This window comes from Campylobacter curvus (assembly GCF_013372125.1).
GTDB lineage: Bacteria > Campylobacterota > Campylobacteria > Campylobacterales > Campylobacteraceae > Campylobacter_A > Campylobacter_A curvus.
This window is the reverse complement of record NZ_CP053826.1, coordinates 900,983-916,127: the sequence shown is the minus strand read 5'-3', so window position 1 is coordinate 916,127 and position 15,145 is coordinate 900,983. Positions and strand designations below refer to the sequence as shown.

At 38.7% G+C, this 15,145-nt stretch carries 11 protein-coding genes, 2 tRNA genes, 2 pseudogenes and 1 CRISPR repeat array; of the genes and pseudogenes, 5 read left to right on the top strand and 10 right to left on the bottom strand.

What is annotated here, in order from left to right:
- Positions 1-212 precede the first annotated feature (212 nt).
- The 10 genes from CCVT_RS09930 to CCVT_RS04440 form a co-directional block, all read right to left on the bottom strand.
- Entirely contained in the window at positions 213-545 is a 333-nt protein-coding gene (locus tag CCVT_RS09930) for a response regulator (protein ID WP_227898150.1), read from the bottom strand.
- Positions 494-760, bottom strand: a complete 267-nt coding sequence (locus CCVT_RS09925; RefSeq protein WP_227898149.1) for a response regulator — start codon at positions 758-760, stop codon at positions 494-496. The genes CCVT_RS09930 and CCVT_RS09925 overlap by 52 nt, the downstream gene beginning before the upstream one ends.
- Before the next feature lie 213 nt (positions 761-973).
- Positions 974-1,265: direct repeats of the CRISPR family, unit length 30 nt; unit sequence GTTTCAAATTCCAACGGAATAAATTTTAAC.
- A gap of 639 nt (positions 1,266-1,904) precedes the next feature.
- Complete coding sequence (gene cas1 / locus CCVT_RS04475; RefSeq protein WP_018135902.1) at positions 1,905-2,903, bottom strand: CRISPR-associated endonuclease Cas1; 999 nt, start codon at positions 2,901-2,903, stop codon at positions 1,905-1,907.
- Between the two features lie 8 nt (positions 2,904-2,911).
- Positions 2,912-3,190 carry a CRISPR-associated endonuclease Cas2 gene (gene cas2 / locus CCVT_RS04470; protein WP_011992222.1) on the bottom strand — a complete coding sequence of 93 codons (279 nt, stop codon included), beginning with the start codon at positions 3,188-3,190 and terminating at the stop codon, positions 2,912-2,914.
- A complete protein-coding gene (locus CCVT_RS04465) occupies positions 3,190-3,687 on the bottom strand; it encodes a Dna2/Cas4 domain-containing protein (protein ID WP_018135901.1) in 498 nt (165 codons plus the stop codon). Before CCVT_RS04465 ends, cas2 begins: the two co-directional genes overlap by 1 nt.
- A 9-nt stretch (positions 3,688-3,696) precedes the next feature.
- Positions 3,697-5,877, bottom strand: coding sequence for a CRISPR-associated helicase/endonuclease Cas3 (locus tag CCVT_RS04460; protein ID WP_018135900.1), 2,181 nt, complete (start codon positions 5,875-5,877; stop codon positions 3,697-3,699).
- Entirely contained in the window at positions 5,871-6,638 is a 768-nt protein-coding gene (gene cas5 / locus CCVT_RS04455) for a CRISPR-associated protein Cas5 (RefSeq protein WP_018135899.1), read from the bottom strand. The genes CCVT_RS04460 and cas5 overlap by 7 nt, the downstream gene beginning before the upstream one ends.
- 2 nt (positions 6,639-6,640) lie before the next feature.
- Positions 6,641-7,735 carry a type I-B CRISPR-associated protein Cas7/Cst2/DevR gene (cas7i, locus tag CCVT_RS04450; protein WP_018135898.1) on the bottom strand — a complete coding sequence of 365 codons (1,095 nt, stop codon included), beginning with the start codon at positions 7,733-7,735 and terminating at the stop codon, positions 6,641-6,643.
- Positions 7,728-9,140, bottom strand: coding sequence for a hypothetical protein (locus tag CCVT_RS04445; RefSeq protein WP_018135897.1), 1,413 nt, complete (start codon positions 9,138-9,140; stop codon positions 7,728-7,730). The genes cas7i and CCVT_RS04445 overlap by 8 nt, the downstream gene beginning before the upstream one ends.
- Before the next feature lie 211 nt (positions 9,141-9,351).
- Positions 9,352-10,029, bottom strand: a complete 678-nt coding sequence (locus CCVT_RS04440; RefSeq protein ID WP_018135896.1) for a CRISPR-associated endoribonuclease Cas6 — start codon at positions 10,027-10,029, stop codon at positions 9,352-9,354.
- 168 nt (positions 10,030-10,197) lie between these two features.
- Between CCVT_RS04440 and CCVT_RS04435 the strand changes: the two genes are divergently transcribed.
- From CCVT_RS04435 to CCVT_RS04420, 5 genes and pseudogenes are all read left to right on the top strand, one after another.
- Positions 10,198-12,420: a flagellin N-terminal helical domain-containing protein gene (locus CCVT_RS04435; protein WP_018135895.1), complete on the top strand. Its 2,223-nt coding sequence runs from the start codon at positions 10,198-10,200 to the stop codon at positions 12,418-12,420.
- 51 nt (positions 12,421-12,471) lie between these two features.
- Positions 12,472-12,933 (top strand): annotated as a pseudogene (locus tag CCVT_RS10105) (DNA translocase FtsK 4TM domain-containing protein); the annotation flags it as partial.
- 237 nt (positions 12,934-13,170) lie between these two features.
- A pseudogene (locus CCVT_RS04430) lies at positions 13,171-14,631 on the top strand (DNA translocase FtsK); the annotation flags it as partial.
- A gap of 74 nt (positions 14,632-14,705) precedes the next feature.
- Positions 14,706-14,780, top strand: a tRNA-Gln gene (locus CCVT_RS04425).
- Positions 14,781-14,801: 21 nt separating this feature from the next.
- Positions 14,802-14,876 (top strand) — tRNA-Met (locus CCVT_RS04420).
- Positions 14,877-15,145 lie beyond the last annotated feature (269 nt).

The following is a 15,145-nucleotide window of genomic DNA, read 5'->3' as shown; positions in this document are numbered from 1 at the left end:
CGTTTGACTTGCCTGAAATTTTATCACTAAAATTTTAAACATAAGTTATTTTATTCACCGTTCTTAGATTTTCTTGCGATAAATTTAAGCGATACCACATACCTTGGGCGTTTTTGGTGGGTTCAGGATAGATCTTTTTTCGCAGTTTATAAACAAAGCTTCGTATCGTCTCGGGGGTACAGCTTTCCTGCCAGACGTAGCTTTATATCATCTCAAAACTCACGGTTTTGCCGTTGTTTTTTAGCAGTAGATGGAGTAAATTTTGCTCTTTTTTTTGTTAGCGCGATACTTACGCCATCCTTAAAAAGCTCTCTTGAAAAGGCGTTGAAGCTAAAACCGTTTTTTAGATCGACGCTGGCAAAATCGCTTTTGAATTTATGCGCCCAAAAGCTCATCATCATCACGAGTTCGCGCTTTTCAAACGACTTTTTGAACACTCCAAAGCCGCCAAGCTCGATCGCCTCAAACATGTTCTCGTCGCTATCGTAAGCTGTCAGAAAGATGATCGGCACATTTTTATCGTCCTGCCTGATGAGTGATGGCATTGAGGCTCGCTCATACGCGGCATATTGATGTCAGAGAGGATCAAATTTATATCGTTTTGTTTAAAACACGCCAGCGCGTCTTTGGCATTTGAGTACTCAAAAATTTGCTTTACGTATTTTTCTACCGAGTCCTTTAAAGTCGCCCTTAGCTCGTCATCATCCTCGACTATAAGCAGCCTCACATCTTTTAAAATTTCTTTTATTTTGTTATACATCGTCCGCTCCCGACTTCAGGCTTTAAAAAGATCGCAAATTTAGTAGGATCCGCCCTACTTTCAAGCATAAATCTCCCTCCAAGCTTTTCTACCGCTAAAATTTTAGCGATATAAAGCCCCATACCTGTGCCCGTATCCTTATTTGTTAAAATTTATTCCGTTGGAATTCGAAACTCAAAGTAGCGTCAGAGTTCAAGGCTATGTGCGTGCATAGTTTCAAATTCCAACGGAATAAATTTTAACCAACAGCGTAGATGAATTCATAATCTACCTTGAGGAGTTTCAAATTCCAACGGAATAAATTTTAACCTGCCAGTTTTAAGTTTTCGGCAGTTGTCAGGGTAGTTTCAAATTCCAACGGAATAAATTTTAACTTTATGATCCTGCATATTATCCCGCCAAAGAATTGTTTCAAATTCCAACGGAATAAATTTTAACTTTGCTTCTTTTAGTATAGATCTAACTTCATCTTTAGGTTTCAAATTCCAACGGAATAAATTTTAACAGCACCAAAATATCAAATTCCAGGGCCATTAAAATTAAAAGTCTATATTTTTATATCTTAAAAATAGTTAAAATTTAAAATTTTTAGCAAGCAAAAACCTAGAAAATAGGGCATTATCAAAATCTTAGAACAAGCTTTATTATCGTTTTATCAAACTCTTTGTTATAAAACGCCCTAATAATTAAAGCATTAAACTAGCATTCAAGCCTGTGCATAAGATAATCAAGCAGGTTTTTTGTAAAAAATATGCTCTGCTATAATCAAATCTTAATACTCGCTTCAAAGTGCGGCGCGTATGCAAATGGCATTTAAAAGAAATCTTTTTACTTTACTTGCGTGTACGGTTGCGAGCGTAGTGTGAAGCATCTTAAAAAGAGAAAAATGCGAACAGCGTTTGAGTAAGATAAAGTAAAAACAGAAAAATCGACAACGATAGGCTCGTGCAATGCTTTTGCTAGAATGATGTTCGCATTCCTATGCTTTGAAATTTAAAAATCAATACTTTGTTGCAATAAAGCCAAAAATATCAATATCTAAAACCAGCTTCCACACTCCGCCAAAGCTCACATGAGGAAAAACATCAATATCTTATCTTCAAAAAGCTGTCAATCTTTAAATTTAATCCCAAAAGACTAAACCTCATCGCCACACAAACCCCACATAAGGCATATCCTCACAGATACATTTTTTGAGCTGATTCGCCTCGCGTCTGATGACCTGCCGCCACGTGAGGTTTTGCCCGTTTAGCGCGATCGTTTCGCTTAGGCGCGAGATCATCTTCATCTCGATCTTTTGGATGGCGTCATTGCTAAATTTTATCCGTCCGGCGTCCGTTTGAAAGTCCTTTGCCGTGATCTCCTTTTTATTTAGCATCGCAAATATCAGCGTATCGCCCAAAATCGGCTTAAAGATCTCGGCTAGATCGAGGTGCAGGCTAAGCGCGCGGTAGTTTGGCTCGTGCAAAAAGCCGATGCGCGGATCGAGTTCGGTCTTGTAGATTTCGCTCAGGCAGACATTGTAGATGCGCATATTTATGTAGCTGATGAAGCTATTTATCTTATCGGCGGGCGGGCGCTTGGAGCGGACGGTAAATTTAAAGCTTCGCTGATCGGTGATGATTTCGTTCCATTTTTCATAATAAAGCTTTTGAAAAGCCCCTTCCGCCGCCATTATCTGTCCTACGTCTGCGGCAGCGTCAAGTGCTGCGATGTGTGGCGCAGGGTCAAATTTCACGCCGTGCTTTTTGCAGTTTGCCGCGTCGTTTAGCATGTGCGCGCGGGTAATCTCGCGAGCGATATAGACGCGCTTTACGGGGTCGTCAAACGCCCGCAGTTGAGATAGCAGCACGAAGCCGCTTTTATTGACCGAGTTTGAAGTGCTCGGGTAAAAATTCCCCCGAAAGCTCTGAAACGGGCTAAAAACGTGCAAAAGTATGTTGTTATCCGCCAAAAACGCGAGCGTGTAGGTATCAAGCTCGACGTGGGCGAGGATGTAAATTTCATCTATGGCGTTGATCGGTAAAATTTTACTCGCCCTCACGCCGCCCGTCTCGTCAAATTTATCAAAATAGATGTTGTTATCCTGCCGCCTAAGCCGCCCGCCGTTTAATATAAAATGCGTCCTGTCGCTTTTTTGCATGCTCTCTCCTAACTAAACAGCGCGCCGTTTTTGTCCTGTCCGATGACGATGCGCTCGGAATATTTTAGCGAGTTAAACGTGTAAATGACGATGGAGTCAAGCTCCTGGACGCACTCTTTTTGCAGTAAATTTGTAAGCTTTTTAAAGTCGCTCGCCCTGATCTCGCCCTCAAAAACGGAAAACTGCACGCGCGGCAGAAATTTTTCCACGGCTTTTCTGATACGATTTGCGTTGTTTTTCTCTTTTTGCTCTGCGCCGGCGATGTCGTAAAATAAAATCGCATACATTACGCGCAGTATCCGTTGTAAGCGCAGTTTTTGCAGATCTTTTGAGGCGTAAATTTAGGCGGTTTGGCTAAATTTACCAAAGCCGTGATCTCGCGCAAAATCGCTTCAAGCACGTTAAAATTCTCCTCGCTATCATCCACGGCGATCACCTTTTTGCCGCTAATAAGCCTACCTTTGACCTCTTTTAAATTTAACCCGGTTTTTAAAATATAGATGTAAAAAAGTAGCTGCATCCTACCCGCAAACTCGTTTTTTAGACTCTTTTTATATTCAGTTATGCAGTAATGCCCGCGCTGTTTTGATAGCTTGTCAAATTTTAAATTTGAGAATGCGAAGTCTTGCAAGTCTTTTTCTTTTATATCGGCGAGCGCCTTGCCCATGAGCACGTTTTCATCGTCCTGATCGGCGTGGATATGATGAGCGTATAGCCATGCTTCGCGCTTACAGGTCATGAAATAATTTACGAGCGTGCCGGTGATTTGGTCTTCTTTGAACATATCTTATCCTTAATCAAAACAGGTGCCAGCTTCAAGCAGGCCGAGCTCGTTGTCATATTTTAAGCACACCATTTTAACATATCCCTTTTTTAACTTTGATGATATATAACCATACTTCTTATATTGGTGAAATTTTGTTTTAGAAATCGGCACTAAAAGCTTTTCGGCTTCTAAAAATCGTCCTTTGGAAATATATTCGTCAAATTTACTTTCTAGTTCGCAAGGAAGCACTTCTACACCATCGAACTGGCTATCAAACTGCTCTTCATTGTCTTCATAGACATTATATGGATACAGCCCATCAAGCATTTTGAAAAAAATTATCTTCTCATTTTCATCGATTTTTATCGGTTCATAAACATTATCCAACATCGTTTGCACTTTTTCCTCGTCGATTTGTTCTTCGTTGTGTTTTCTTAGCTCGTTTAGCGTATTTTCCAAAACATTTGGTCTTGTATAAATTTTCTTAAAAATAGGGTCAATATCGGTAAAAATGAAACAATTTGGCTCTTGATCAGGCTTTATCCTTCTGCCTCTATACACCCGCCCAAATCTTTGTAGAAGCGAATCAAGCGGTGCAATTTCACTAAATATAACGTCATAATCAATATTCAGACTAACTTCAATAGCTTGTGTTCCTATTAAAATTTTAGGCTGTTTGGTAAGTATTTCATCTTCTATCCTTACTCTATCGGCTGCGTTAAACCTACTGTGAAGCATGATTTTCGAATCGTAACATCCCAATAGATTATAAATTTCTTGCGCTTTTGAAACGGTGTTGCAAACGATCAGAATTTTCAAATTTTTACCATTGATATATTCTAAAATTTTATCTTCCATTTTGCTTTCGATAAGAGAAATTCTATGTCTTTTTAAATTTTGTAAAAGCTCTATTTGGGGCTTTATGATTTTAACTTTTAGCTCGCTTTCAAGCTGTTTTTGTATAAACGTAGGCAAAGTTGCGCTCATAATGAAAATCTTTACACATAATTTTTTAATTAGCCACTCTAAGAAAAATAACATATTTTGATAAAGCTCGTCGTTATAAACGTGAATTTCATCGATTATCAAATAGCTTCCGGCAAGCTCGGTCAGCCCTTTTTCAAAGCCTTTCACACCAAACGCCCATTTTAAAATTTGATATGGAGTGGCTACTTTGAGCGGCTTATAGACTTTTTTATTTAGATCGGCTATATCCGCAAATGTTTGTCCGTCTTTTTTCTCGTAAAATTCGTCTATAAAAAACTTTGCCTTTGCGTGTAAAAGCCCCACTAATCCATCATCTTTAAAATTCTTCGATACTCGCCTTACCATCGCATTTATTGAAGCTGTAAAAGGCAGCAGATAAAACGCTCTGCCTTGCCTATTTTTTAGCTGATTTCTTAGCCAGCCAAGAGCAGACTCGGTTTTACCTTGTCCTGTCGGTGCTATGAGCAAAATATTATCTTGTGAAGACCAAGAGTCTTGCTGGTGTTTAAACGGCTTTAAAATAGTATTTAAAAACTCGAAATTTGACTCTTTTAATATCAAAATTCTATCCAAATTTGCCGAGGCGTTATGATCGCATATGGACAAAGACGCCGACAAAAATATATTTTGCCATTTTTCTTTTTCACCGATACTATCCTTTGACGTCGTAGTCCATTTTTGTAAAATTTTAGGCAGCGGTTTTGCGAATGCTAGCGGATCGGTTTTGGTAAAATTTTTAATATAAATTTTGAAATTTTCCAAATACAATTTTATCCAAGCAAAATCAAGCGTATCTATCTCTTTCTCAAAAATTCTGTTTTCTTTTAAATCGATCTCATCACCGTCTTCGATCATCTCTTTTGTGCTTTGGCACTTTTTGTATCGATCTTTTAACTCTTTAAAATTTTTATGATGAGACAAAATAGCGTTTAGCACTAGCTCTTTTTCATCTTTTGGCATATCAAGATCAAGCAAAATACTTCCGCTTAACCACTCGTGCCTAAAATTATATGATTTTATTAAATTTTTCATCAAATTCTGAAAGTCTTTTGCACTCTTTCCTAAATCATGAAAAATAATAGCAATTTTTAAAAGCTCCCAAAAGTTATTTAATCCGCACAATGTTGGAAGCATAACAAGCGCGTCTTTATAGCTTTCAAAATATCTAAGCAGTGCACCGTTATGTTCTTGTAAGCTTTGACCATCCGTTTTAGCTAGCAAAATTTCCTCATTAAAATAGGCGTTTGTAACTCTTCATCGATAAGGGCAGGTTGTTTTACTACGACATTTGGTTTTTTAAAGTCCCAATTTTGTAAAGAATACATATCAAATTTATTTTTTGGATGTATTTTAAATTTACCAAGTCCGTCAAGTATGGTAAAAATATCCATATCAATAGGCTTTCGTGGAAGCGATAAATAATCAAAACTTTTAGCCATCGCATAAAGCTCGCCCGAAATTTTAAAATCCAAAGGAATTACCGTGCCGCAGTAATTCATCTCGTCTATTTTTACTGCCGTTATCTCATCAACAGATACGACCCGAGCCAAATCGCTGCTTCTACCAAAAACCAGCTGATACACGGGTGATAAAAAGCTTTTTGCCACTTCTTCATCGTCTAGATAAAGCGTCAAATAGCAATTAAAAAGCTGTTCTCTTTTAAAAGCATCACTACTAGGATAGATATCGCCTTGATAATAAAATTCTCTGGTTTTTGATAAATTTGTAGGCTTGTTTGCGGTTATTTTTCCATTTTCATTTTTAAATTTATAGATAGTTTCGATATCTTTAAATATAGCCTCATACCTAAAAATATAAGAAAATGATAAATCCTTAAAATCATAAGAGCCATACGCCGCCGCTATAAGACCTTGCAGGGTGCTATAAGGCATTGATTTTATGCTTAATTGGTTATTTATCATCATATTAGGATATCTAAAACTAGCACTGATAGATGATAACAAAACCCTAAAAAGTCTCATTGTTATTCCATTTGATTTATGATTTTTTCTATATTTTCAGATACAAATTTATCTATTGTTTCTCCTACATTTCCGATATGAAATTTAATTTTTCCGGATAAATTTGAAAGCTCCTTTAAGTCCAAATCTACATTTTTCATAAATGAAGCATCCTTGCCTATGTATATATCACTTAAAATATAATCTTGATAGTCTTTTGCGATGTCTTGTAAAATTTCTCCCAAAGACTCTATTTTACCCTTATCGTCAAATAAAATACCGCCAAAAGGATTGCTACCGCCTTTTAATACACAAAGTATTATAAAATCAGGTCTTACGCTTGCATAGTTTGTCGTTCTACCGGCACCTCCATCTAAAATTTTAAGCGCAGATATGAGCTCGCTTATCCTCTTGGCTCTTGTTTTATTGTCAAGCCTGATTTTTTCAACACCTTCGTATTTTTTATCCTTTATAACTCTAGCATTGTTACTTAATTGCTCTTTAAAACTCTCTTTTGATATATTTTGATAGCCGGAGCGATTCATAGATACAAAAGTTCCCGCCTGATCTAAGTCTAACGAAAACATGCCTTTTAATGTAGTAGAATAAATTTCTCTACTATAAAGTGCAGGTGTATCGTCCTGCCTGGTCATAGAGCAAAATTCATCAAGCGGTTTGGTTGTATTCACGGCAACCAGGATAGAATTTTTAAGCGGACTTGTCCTGGTAAGCGTTATATCTTTCGTCTTTGGTTTTTTACTCTTTTTTGAGGACTCTTCGCCATCTTCTTCTGCGATTTCTTCTTTTTGAGCACTCATATAGCCGAATAAATCATCATCTGCATACATGAAAGGATCGGCTTTTGTTATATACTGCTGTCCTTTTACATTTGTGATAGGACTTAACTGCCAGCCTTGTATAAAGCAAGCCTCTCTCCACCAATATCTCCAAGCCTGACCGGAAACAAAAGGATAAATTTCCCTACCTTTTCTTATAGTCTTTGTCAAAGTTTTATTCTCGTTGGTGGCGCTATTATCTATGCCAAGATTATTTAGTCTAACGCCATCGACATCTATCAAAACCAGCCCATGTATAAAATAGTTTTGAATATCACTCATTATCCTCTCCTTGTATGATTTTCATTTCATCTATCTCATCTTCTGTTAGGCTATTTGCCATCTGTTCAAAAATAGCGACAAATAATATATCTCTTGTCTCGGCAAAGTAGCTATCCGCAGGTAGAATTTTTGATACGAAATCATCTACGCTAAACAGCAACTTATCGTTACTTTCTTTGGCGTAATCCTTAAAAATACGTATCAAAAGCGTTCTGAATTCGCTCAAAGTCCTTTGTCTTCCGAGCTCATTCAGGCGCTTCTTTGCATTTTGCAAAGTTGCTATTTTAGCAGCGACCTTTTTTAAAAAGTCTAGTCTTTCTTTGTTCATATGTTTTACCTTTATTAAGTATTTAAATATCAAAATTCTATAAGCTTGTGCCAAATCTTTTAAATTTTCCTTATTTACTTCATCCTTTATATCACTTATAAATTTTCTTATTAATATCCGTCTTATATCCTTGCCATTTATAAATTTAGATATTAAGACGTTTTTGCAAAGTTTTTTCGCTTCATTAAAGCTTATATTTTTAAATTCTTTTTTATCATTCAAATATAGCTGATCGTTTTCTAGTTTTAAAAATTTAAAACTACTTCTTACGATATCGTTCCATAAATTTAAAACCTTCTTATTACCGCTTATTTGATCTTTTAAATATTTTGGTGAAATTTCTTGTATAAAAGATGTAAGATCAGTATAAATATGGTAAATTTGAATATCAGGAGATGCTCCAAAATTAGTAAAATGATAAAAAGATATATCGTTTTGAACGGCATTTGGTATATTTTCCACCAACTCCTCCAAAAATATATAAATAAAATTCTCGATATATCTTATCTCTGATATTATCAATGATTCGTTTGGTGACAGAAGAAACATCTTATTTATCTCACGTATATTTTTCTGTGTCCAATATTCATTTATCTCGTTAGATGATCTTATAAAAAGTAATTTACCATCCACTTGAACCGTATTTAAAGGTAAAGCTAAAAGCGAAATAAAGCAGTTTTTGCATATCATAGCCTCTTGAAAAGATGAAGAAAAATTTGAATTCGGCGCAGAAAATCCAAGCGGTAAAATAGTTCTGTCTCCTGAGGAAATTTCTGTAGAAATCACCTCTTTTTTACCACAACATACACAGGGTGAACCTATTATGGGCTTATTTTTTAAGACCTCATCAATCTTTTTTAAAGTTTCTTTGGCAGGTCTTTTATTTGCCCCATGAAGCCAAAAGCTAGAAAGCTTACTTTGCGTCCAAATTTGAGTATATAATCTCAAAATTCTTTCCAAATTAGCTTTTAGTTCATCCTCATATTTAAATTTATTTTTCTTGGCGAATTCTGTAAGTCCAAGCCTACCGTTTTCCACAAAAGGATCACCGCATGGCAAGGAAAAATCTAAATTCATTACATATTCCTTAAAAATTTAAAAGTAATTTTAGCACCTAAAGACTTAACCTTAACTTATAGTATTATATTATTAAATATGAAACTTTCCAGATAATATTCTCTTAATATAAAACATACTACTATTCAAAAGAGAATATGTTTGATAGCACAATATTTTTTCCTTTTTAGGATTTGAAATTAGTACTATATCATTAAATGCTATCAAACCATCACTCCACCACCTCCAAAAACCCAACCCCGTAGTTCATACATCCGCTTCCCACGCCTGCGTCCAGGATTAGATTTATTAGCTCGGGCCGAGCCTGCATGTGCCATTTTGCCTGCCAAGCAATTACGGGCGTTTGGTTATTGCCGTAGTAAAAATAAAAAGGCTTTTGTAAATTTTGCCACTTTAAATTTAGCTCGAATTCGCCGCCGTATTCGCGCCCGGTCAGCGTCTCGAAGCGCTGCAAGGCGTTAGACTTCATCATTTCAAGATGCCTGCTATCCTGCGCCTGCAAATAAATTTTATGCCCTAAAAGCCCCTGCACCGCGCACGCCACGCAGCCTTGCAGCACCACATCATCGCTATTCGTCCTATGCTCGCTCACCGCCACCGTAGTATCCAAGAAGCACAGTTCGCCCAAATTTAACCCGTCTTTTAGCGCTCCAAGTGCGACCGCTTTTTCAAATTCAGGCTCGTAAGACGTAAATCTAACGCGCAGATCCGCCCCGCTCAAATAAAAATCAAAATTCATCCGCTTAAAAATTTTGCCCGTTTTTTCGTGTCTGTATCCTGCGTGCTCCTCGGCTGGCAAATAGCGATATATGAAGCCTTGTATGAGCTGGGGTAGCGCCTTTGAGACGCGTAAATTTCGCGTTGGCAGCTTTGCGTTTATCGTTAGCATTTTTGTCCTTTTTAAAAATATATTGTGGTTATTATAGCTATAAATTTAGGAGAATTTAATATCTATTTATAGCAATGCAAAACTAAAATAATTTTACTTTTCTCCGATATTGTAAAAAGCGGAATCATTTTTGCTTAGTCAAAAATAATCAAAATTTAGGAATTTAAAATGAGAATAACAAATCAGCTTCGATTCAGTCAGACTTTACACGACTATCAAAACAGCATGGCAGGCGTAAATAAAAGCTACCGTCAGATGTCAAGCGGACTAAAGATACAAAACCCTTACGAAAATGCAAGTGTTTATAATGATGCGATGAGGCTTGATTACGAGGCGGAGACGCTTTCTCAAGTGGTCGAGGCTACGAGCAAATCCGTAAATTTCTCAAAAAATACCGATAAATCTTTGCAAGAATTTGAAAAGCAGCTCGAAAATTTTAAGACCAAAGTAGTGCAGGCCGCTAGCGATGTGCATAGCAAGACCTCACTCGAAGCCTTGGCAAATGAGCTACAAGGTATAAAAAATCACCTCGTAAATATCGCCAACACCTCTATAAACGGGCAGTTTTTATTTTCCGGTAGTGCGGTAGACACAAAGCCGATAGATGGTAATGGCAAATATCAAGGCAACCGCGACTATATGAAAACATCCGCAGGCGCTCAAATAGAGCTACCTTATAATATCCCGGGACACGATCTATTTTTGGGCAAAGATAATGACTACAACAAAATTTTGACCACAAATGTAAGCCTCACGGACAATACAAAAACTGACGTCAGTGAAAATCCAAAATATCTGACCGCTCAAAGCAAGATCAAAAATATGATAGGGCTAAACTACGCCAACGACTCGAAAAATGTCGATAATCAAGGCAAATACGCCGGTAGTATAAATCCGGACTATGATTTTCTTGATAGCTCAAATATCAACTTTCCTGATACTTACTTTTATATGCAGGGTAAAAAGCCAGATGGCACTAGCTTTACTAGTAAATTTAAGATGACGGCAGGTGCTAGCGTAGAAAGTCTGATGGAAAAGATCGGGCAAGAATTTGGCAATACCGCGACCACAAAGGTCGTCGATGTCAGCATAAATAACGACGGGCAATTTAACATAAAAGATCTCACAAAGGGTAATCAAGTCATCGACTTTCACATGGTCGCAGCCACTTCTACCGCTGCTAATAAAAACGCTATCGCTCCAAATAACGCTTTAGACGGCGTAAATACACTAGCAGACCTCGAGACGATGGCCTCTGCTAATCCAAAAACCGTACATATAACGGAATTTACAAAGAGCAAATTTAAGGATAAGGACGGTAATACCGTAAATTCTTTTGATTTTGACAGAGTAAGGTTTGATAAAAAAGATAATAAAATAACAGGCACTATCTCCCAGGTTGTAAGAAAAAGCGGCGAATACGCGACTAACTCGACTAGACTAAGTGAAGTGGCTGGCACAGATAAGCTGTATCCAAAAGAGCAAGGCAAATACAATATCGACGATCGCAAGCTAACTATGGAGATCGTTTCAAGAAACGGGACGAAGTATAAAGTAGATATCGATCTGGGTCACGAGGAAGCTCCAGCGCAGACGGCTAAATTTACCATTAGTGGCACTACCAGTGCGGGGACTCCGATAGCTGCGCAGACATTTGATATCTGGCATGCGACCGAATACGGTCAGTTTAAAACGCCGACTAAAGACGTAACTTTTAGGCAGATAAACGACATCATCAGTATGGCCGCAAGCGACAACATCCCGACGGCAAACACATATGACAACTATAACTCGGCTATCAGTCTCAGCAAAGGCGCTGTCGAGGTAAATATGAACGAAAAAGGCAAAATAGAGCTCACAGATAAGACAAATGCCGTCTCTACGATACAAGTAGCCGCTTACGACAGCACGACAAATTCCGATAAATTTTACGGAGATAGCACGGGAACTACCCCGGCTACGTCTCAAGGAAAGGGCTCTGTGTTTTCATTTTCGGAAAACAACGCGATAACTATCGACGAGCCAAGCGTGAATATATTTGACGATCTTGACAAGATGATAGAGGCGGTCAGACAGGGATATTACAGGTCAAATTCAGAAAATGGCGATCCTAGAAACACCGGCATGCAAGGAGCACTCGAGAGACTGGATCACTTGATAGATCATGCAAACAAAGAGCTCACCAAAGTCGGCTCTCAAACCAAGCTCATCACCTCCACTAATGAGCGAGCTTCATTGATGAAGGTAAATGTTTTGACTGTCAAAAACGAAGTGATAGACGCCGACTATGCGGAAGCCTATCTAAATTTCACTCAAAAAACGCTATCTTATCAGGCGATGCTTCAAGCAAGCGCGAAAATCAATCAACTAAGCTTATTAAACTATTTATGATCATCTTTAGCGGGCGATTTTGCTCGCTAATTTTTTAAATTTTAAACCGCTGTGTGCTATAATGAGCCTTTTTCGAACAAAGGATTTAAAATTTTACGTCAATCATTATTAACTATCGCTATTTGTTTTTTGGTCTATTTTGGTATCGCTACTGCTGCTCCGACTGCTGATTTCGTAGGCACTTTTGGACGCACTATCGGCCTTGCAAATCTGAAATTTTTTGGTTACGCAGCCTATGTTTATCCTTTTGCGCTCATCATTTTTGCTTATTATGTTTATAGGGATTTTAAGGATTTTGACCTGGAATTTTCTCAGGTTTTGCTGGGAATTTTGCTATTTTTTCTAGCGTTTTTGATGTTTCAAGCCATGACTATGTCGCCCGCAAATAGCGGAATAGTCGGTAAATTCATAAACGACGCCCTAAAGGACGTCATCGGTATGATAGGCACTTGCGTCGTGATACTCATGATATTTACGATCTCTTTGGGACTTATTTTTAGAGAAAATTTGATAGTCGTGCTTAAAAGGGCGTTCGTGATACCCACATCGGCTCAAAATTCCCCAAAAATTCAGCCAATCCAGCCAAGACAAAGGCAAATAGCTAAGATCGAACGTCAAAAAGATAAAAATAGTGCGGCCGATGAGGAGACGATCGACGCTCAGATCCTTACATCTGATGATGAAAATTTAGAGCAAAATGGCGGGCAAGAGGCTAAAATTTCGATGGTAAACGGTGTAGAAATTTTAAACGAAGTAGCCGAAAACAAAAAGCTGCTTGATGAGATCGAAAAGGGCAAGGTCGAAAAGCCAAAGGACTTCGTGCTGCCACCGCTTAAATTTCTAAACGACCCGCCAAAACGCTCGCATAGCGTCAATGAATCTGAGATCGATCAAAAAATTTCCGACCTGCTTGACAAACTGCGTAAATTTAAGATAGACGGCGACGTGGTTCGTACCTACACGGGACCGATCGTAACGACGTTTGAGTTTCGTCCGGCGCCGCACATCAAGGTGAGTAAAATTTTGACCCTGCAAGATGACCTGTCCATGGCACTGCGCGCGCAAACGATACGTATACAAGCCCCGATCCCAGGCAAAGATGTCGTCGGTATCGAAGTGCCAAATCAAAATTTAGAGACGATTTATCTAAAAGAAATTTTAGAGAGCGAAATTTATAAAAACGCTTCAAGTCCGCTTACAATGGCACTTGGCAAGGACATCGTGGGCGCGCCGTTTATCACGGATCTTAAAAAGCTACCGCACCTGCTGATCGCGGGAACGACTGGTAGCGGCAAGAGCGTGGGTATCAACGCGATGCTTTTAAGCCTGCTTTATCGCAACAGCCCGCAGACTCTACGTCTCATGATGATCGATCCAAAGATGCTTGAATTTAGCATTTATAACGACATCCCACACCTGCTCACGCCAGTCATCACGCAGGCAAAGCAGGCGATCACTGCGCTATCAAATATGGTCGCTGAGATGGAGCGACGCTACACGATAATGAGCCACACGCGTACAAAAAATATCGAAAGCTATAACGAAAAGATGAAGGCCGAAGGCGGCGAGCAGCTCCCTTACATCGTCGTTATCATCGACGAGCTAGCTGATCTGATGATGACTAGCGGCAAGGACGTGGAGCTATACATAGGGCGACTGGCACAGATGGCGCGCGCCTCTGGCATACATCTCATCGTCGCTACCCAGCGCCCAAGCGTCGATGTCGTGACGGGACTTATCAAGGCAAACCTGCCAAGCCGTATCAGCTACCGCGTCGGTCAGCGTATCGATAGTAAGGTCATCCTCGATCAAATGGGTGCAGAAAGCCTGCTAGGACGGGGCGATATGCTATTTACGCCTCCGGGAAGCCCCGGTATCATCCGCCTGCATGCGCCGTTTGCGAGCGAAAAAGAGATCGAAAACATCGTAAATTTCCTAAAAGAGCAACAAGAGGTCGTCTATGACGAGAGATTTTTAGCCGAGGATGGTAGTAATGCCGGCACTACAGGCGCTACTATAAATGCCGGTGAGCTTGACGAGCTATATGAAGAGGCTAAAGAGATAGTATTAAGTGAGCAAAAGACATCTATCAGCTATCTGCAAAGGCGACTAAAAATCGGCTACAATAAGGCTGCAAACATCATCGAACAAATGGAAAAAATGGGTGTTTTAAGCCCGGTAAATGCAAAAGGACAAAGGGAAATTTTGTAAAAATAAAATGTAAAATTTCTCAAAAAACCTTGACAAAGCACATGAAAATCTATATAATTACAACTCTTTTGCATTGGGGTATCGCCAAGCGGTAAGGCAACTGGTTTTGGTCCAGTCATTCAGAGGTTCGAATCCTCTTACCCCATCCACGAAAATCCCTAAACTCTTATCGCGGAGTAGAGCAGTGGTAGCTCGTCGGGCTCATAACCCGAAGGTCGGCGGTTCAAATCCGTCCTCCGCAACCAGTTTACCCCCCTGAAATACATACTTTAAGACATACAGTAGAAATACAAGAGAAACTCTTTAAAAGGCTCTAAAAGGAACTTTAGAAAGGAACACCTAGCTAAGGTTCCTGCTAGTAGTCCTTAAGCAGTTCCTTTTAAAACATCATAAACACTACTTCGGGTTTGCATAAAATCACGTAGAAAACTTTTGATTGTTTAAGTGTCTTAATTAATTCTAAAAACTAATATTTCTTTAACTATATTATTAAGGTTATCCTGAACCTTAATAA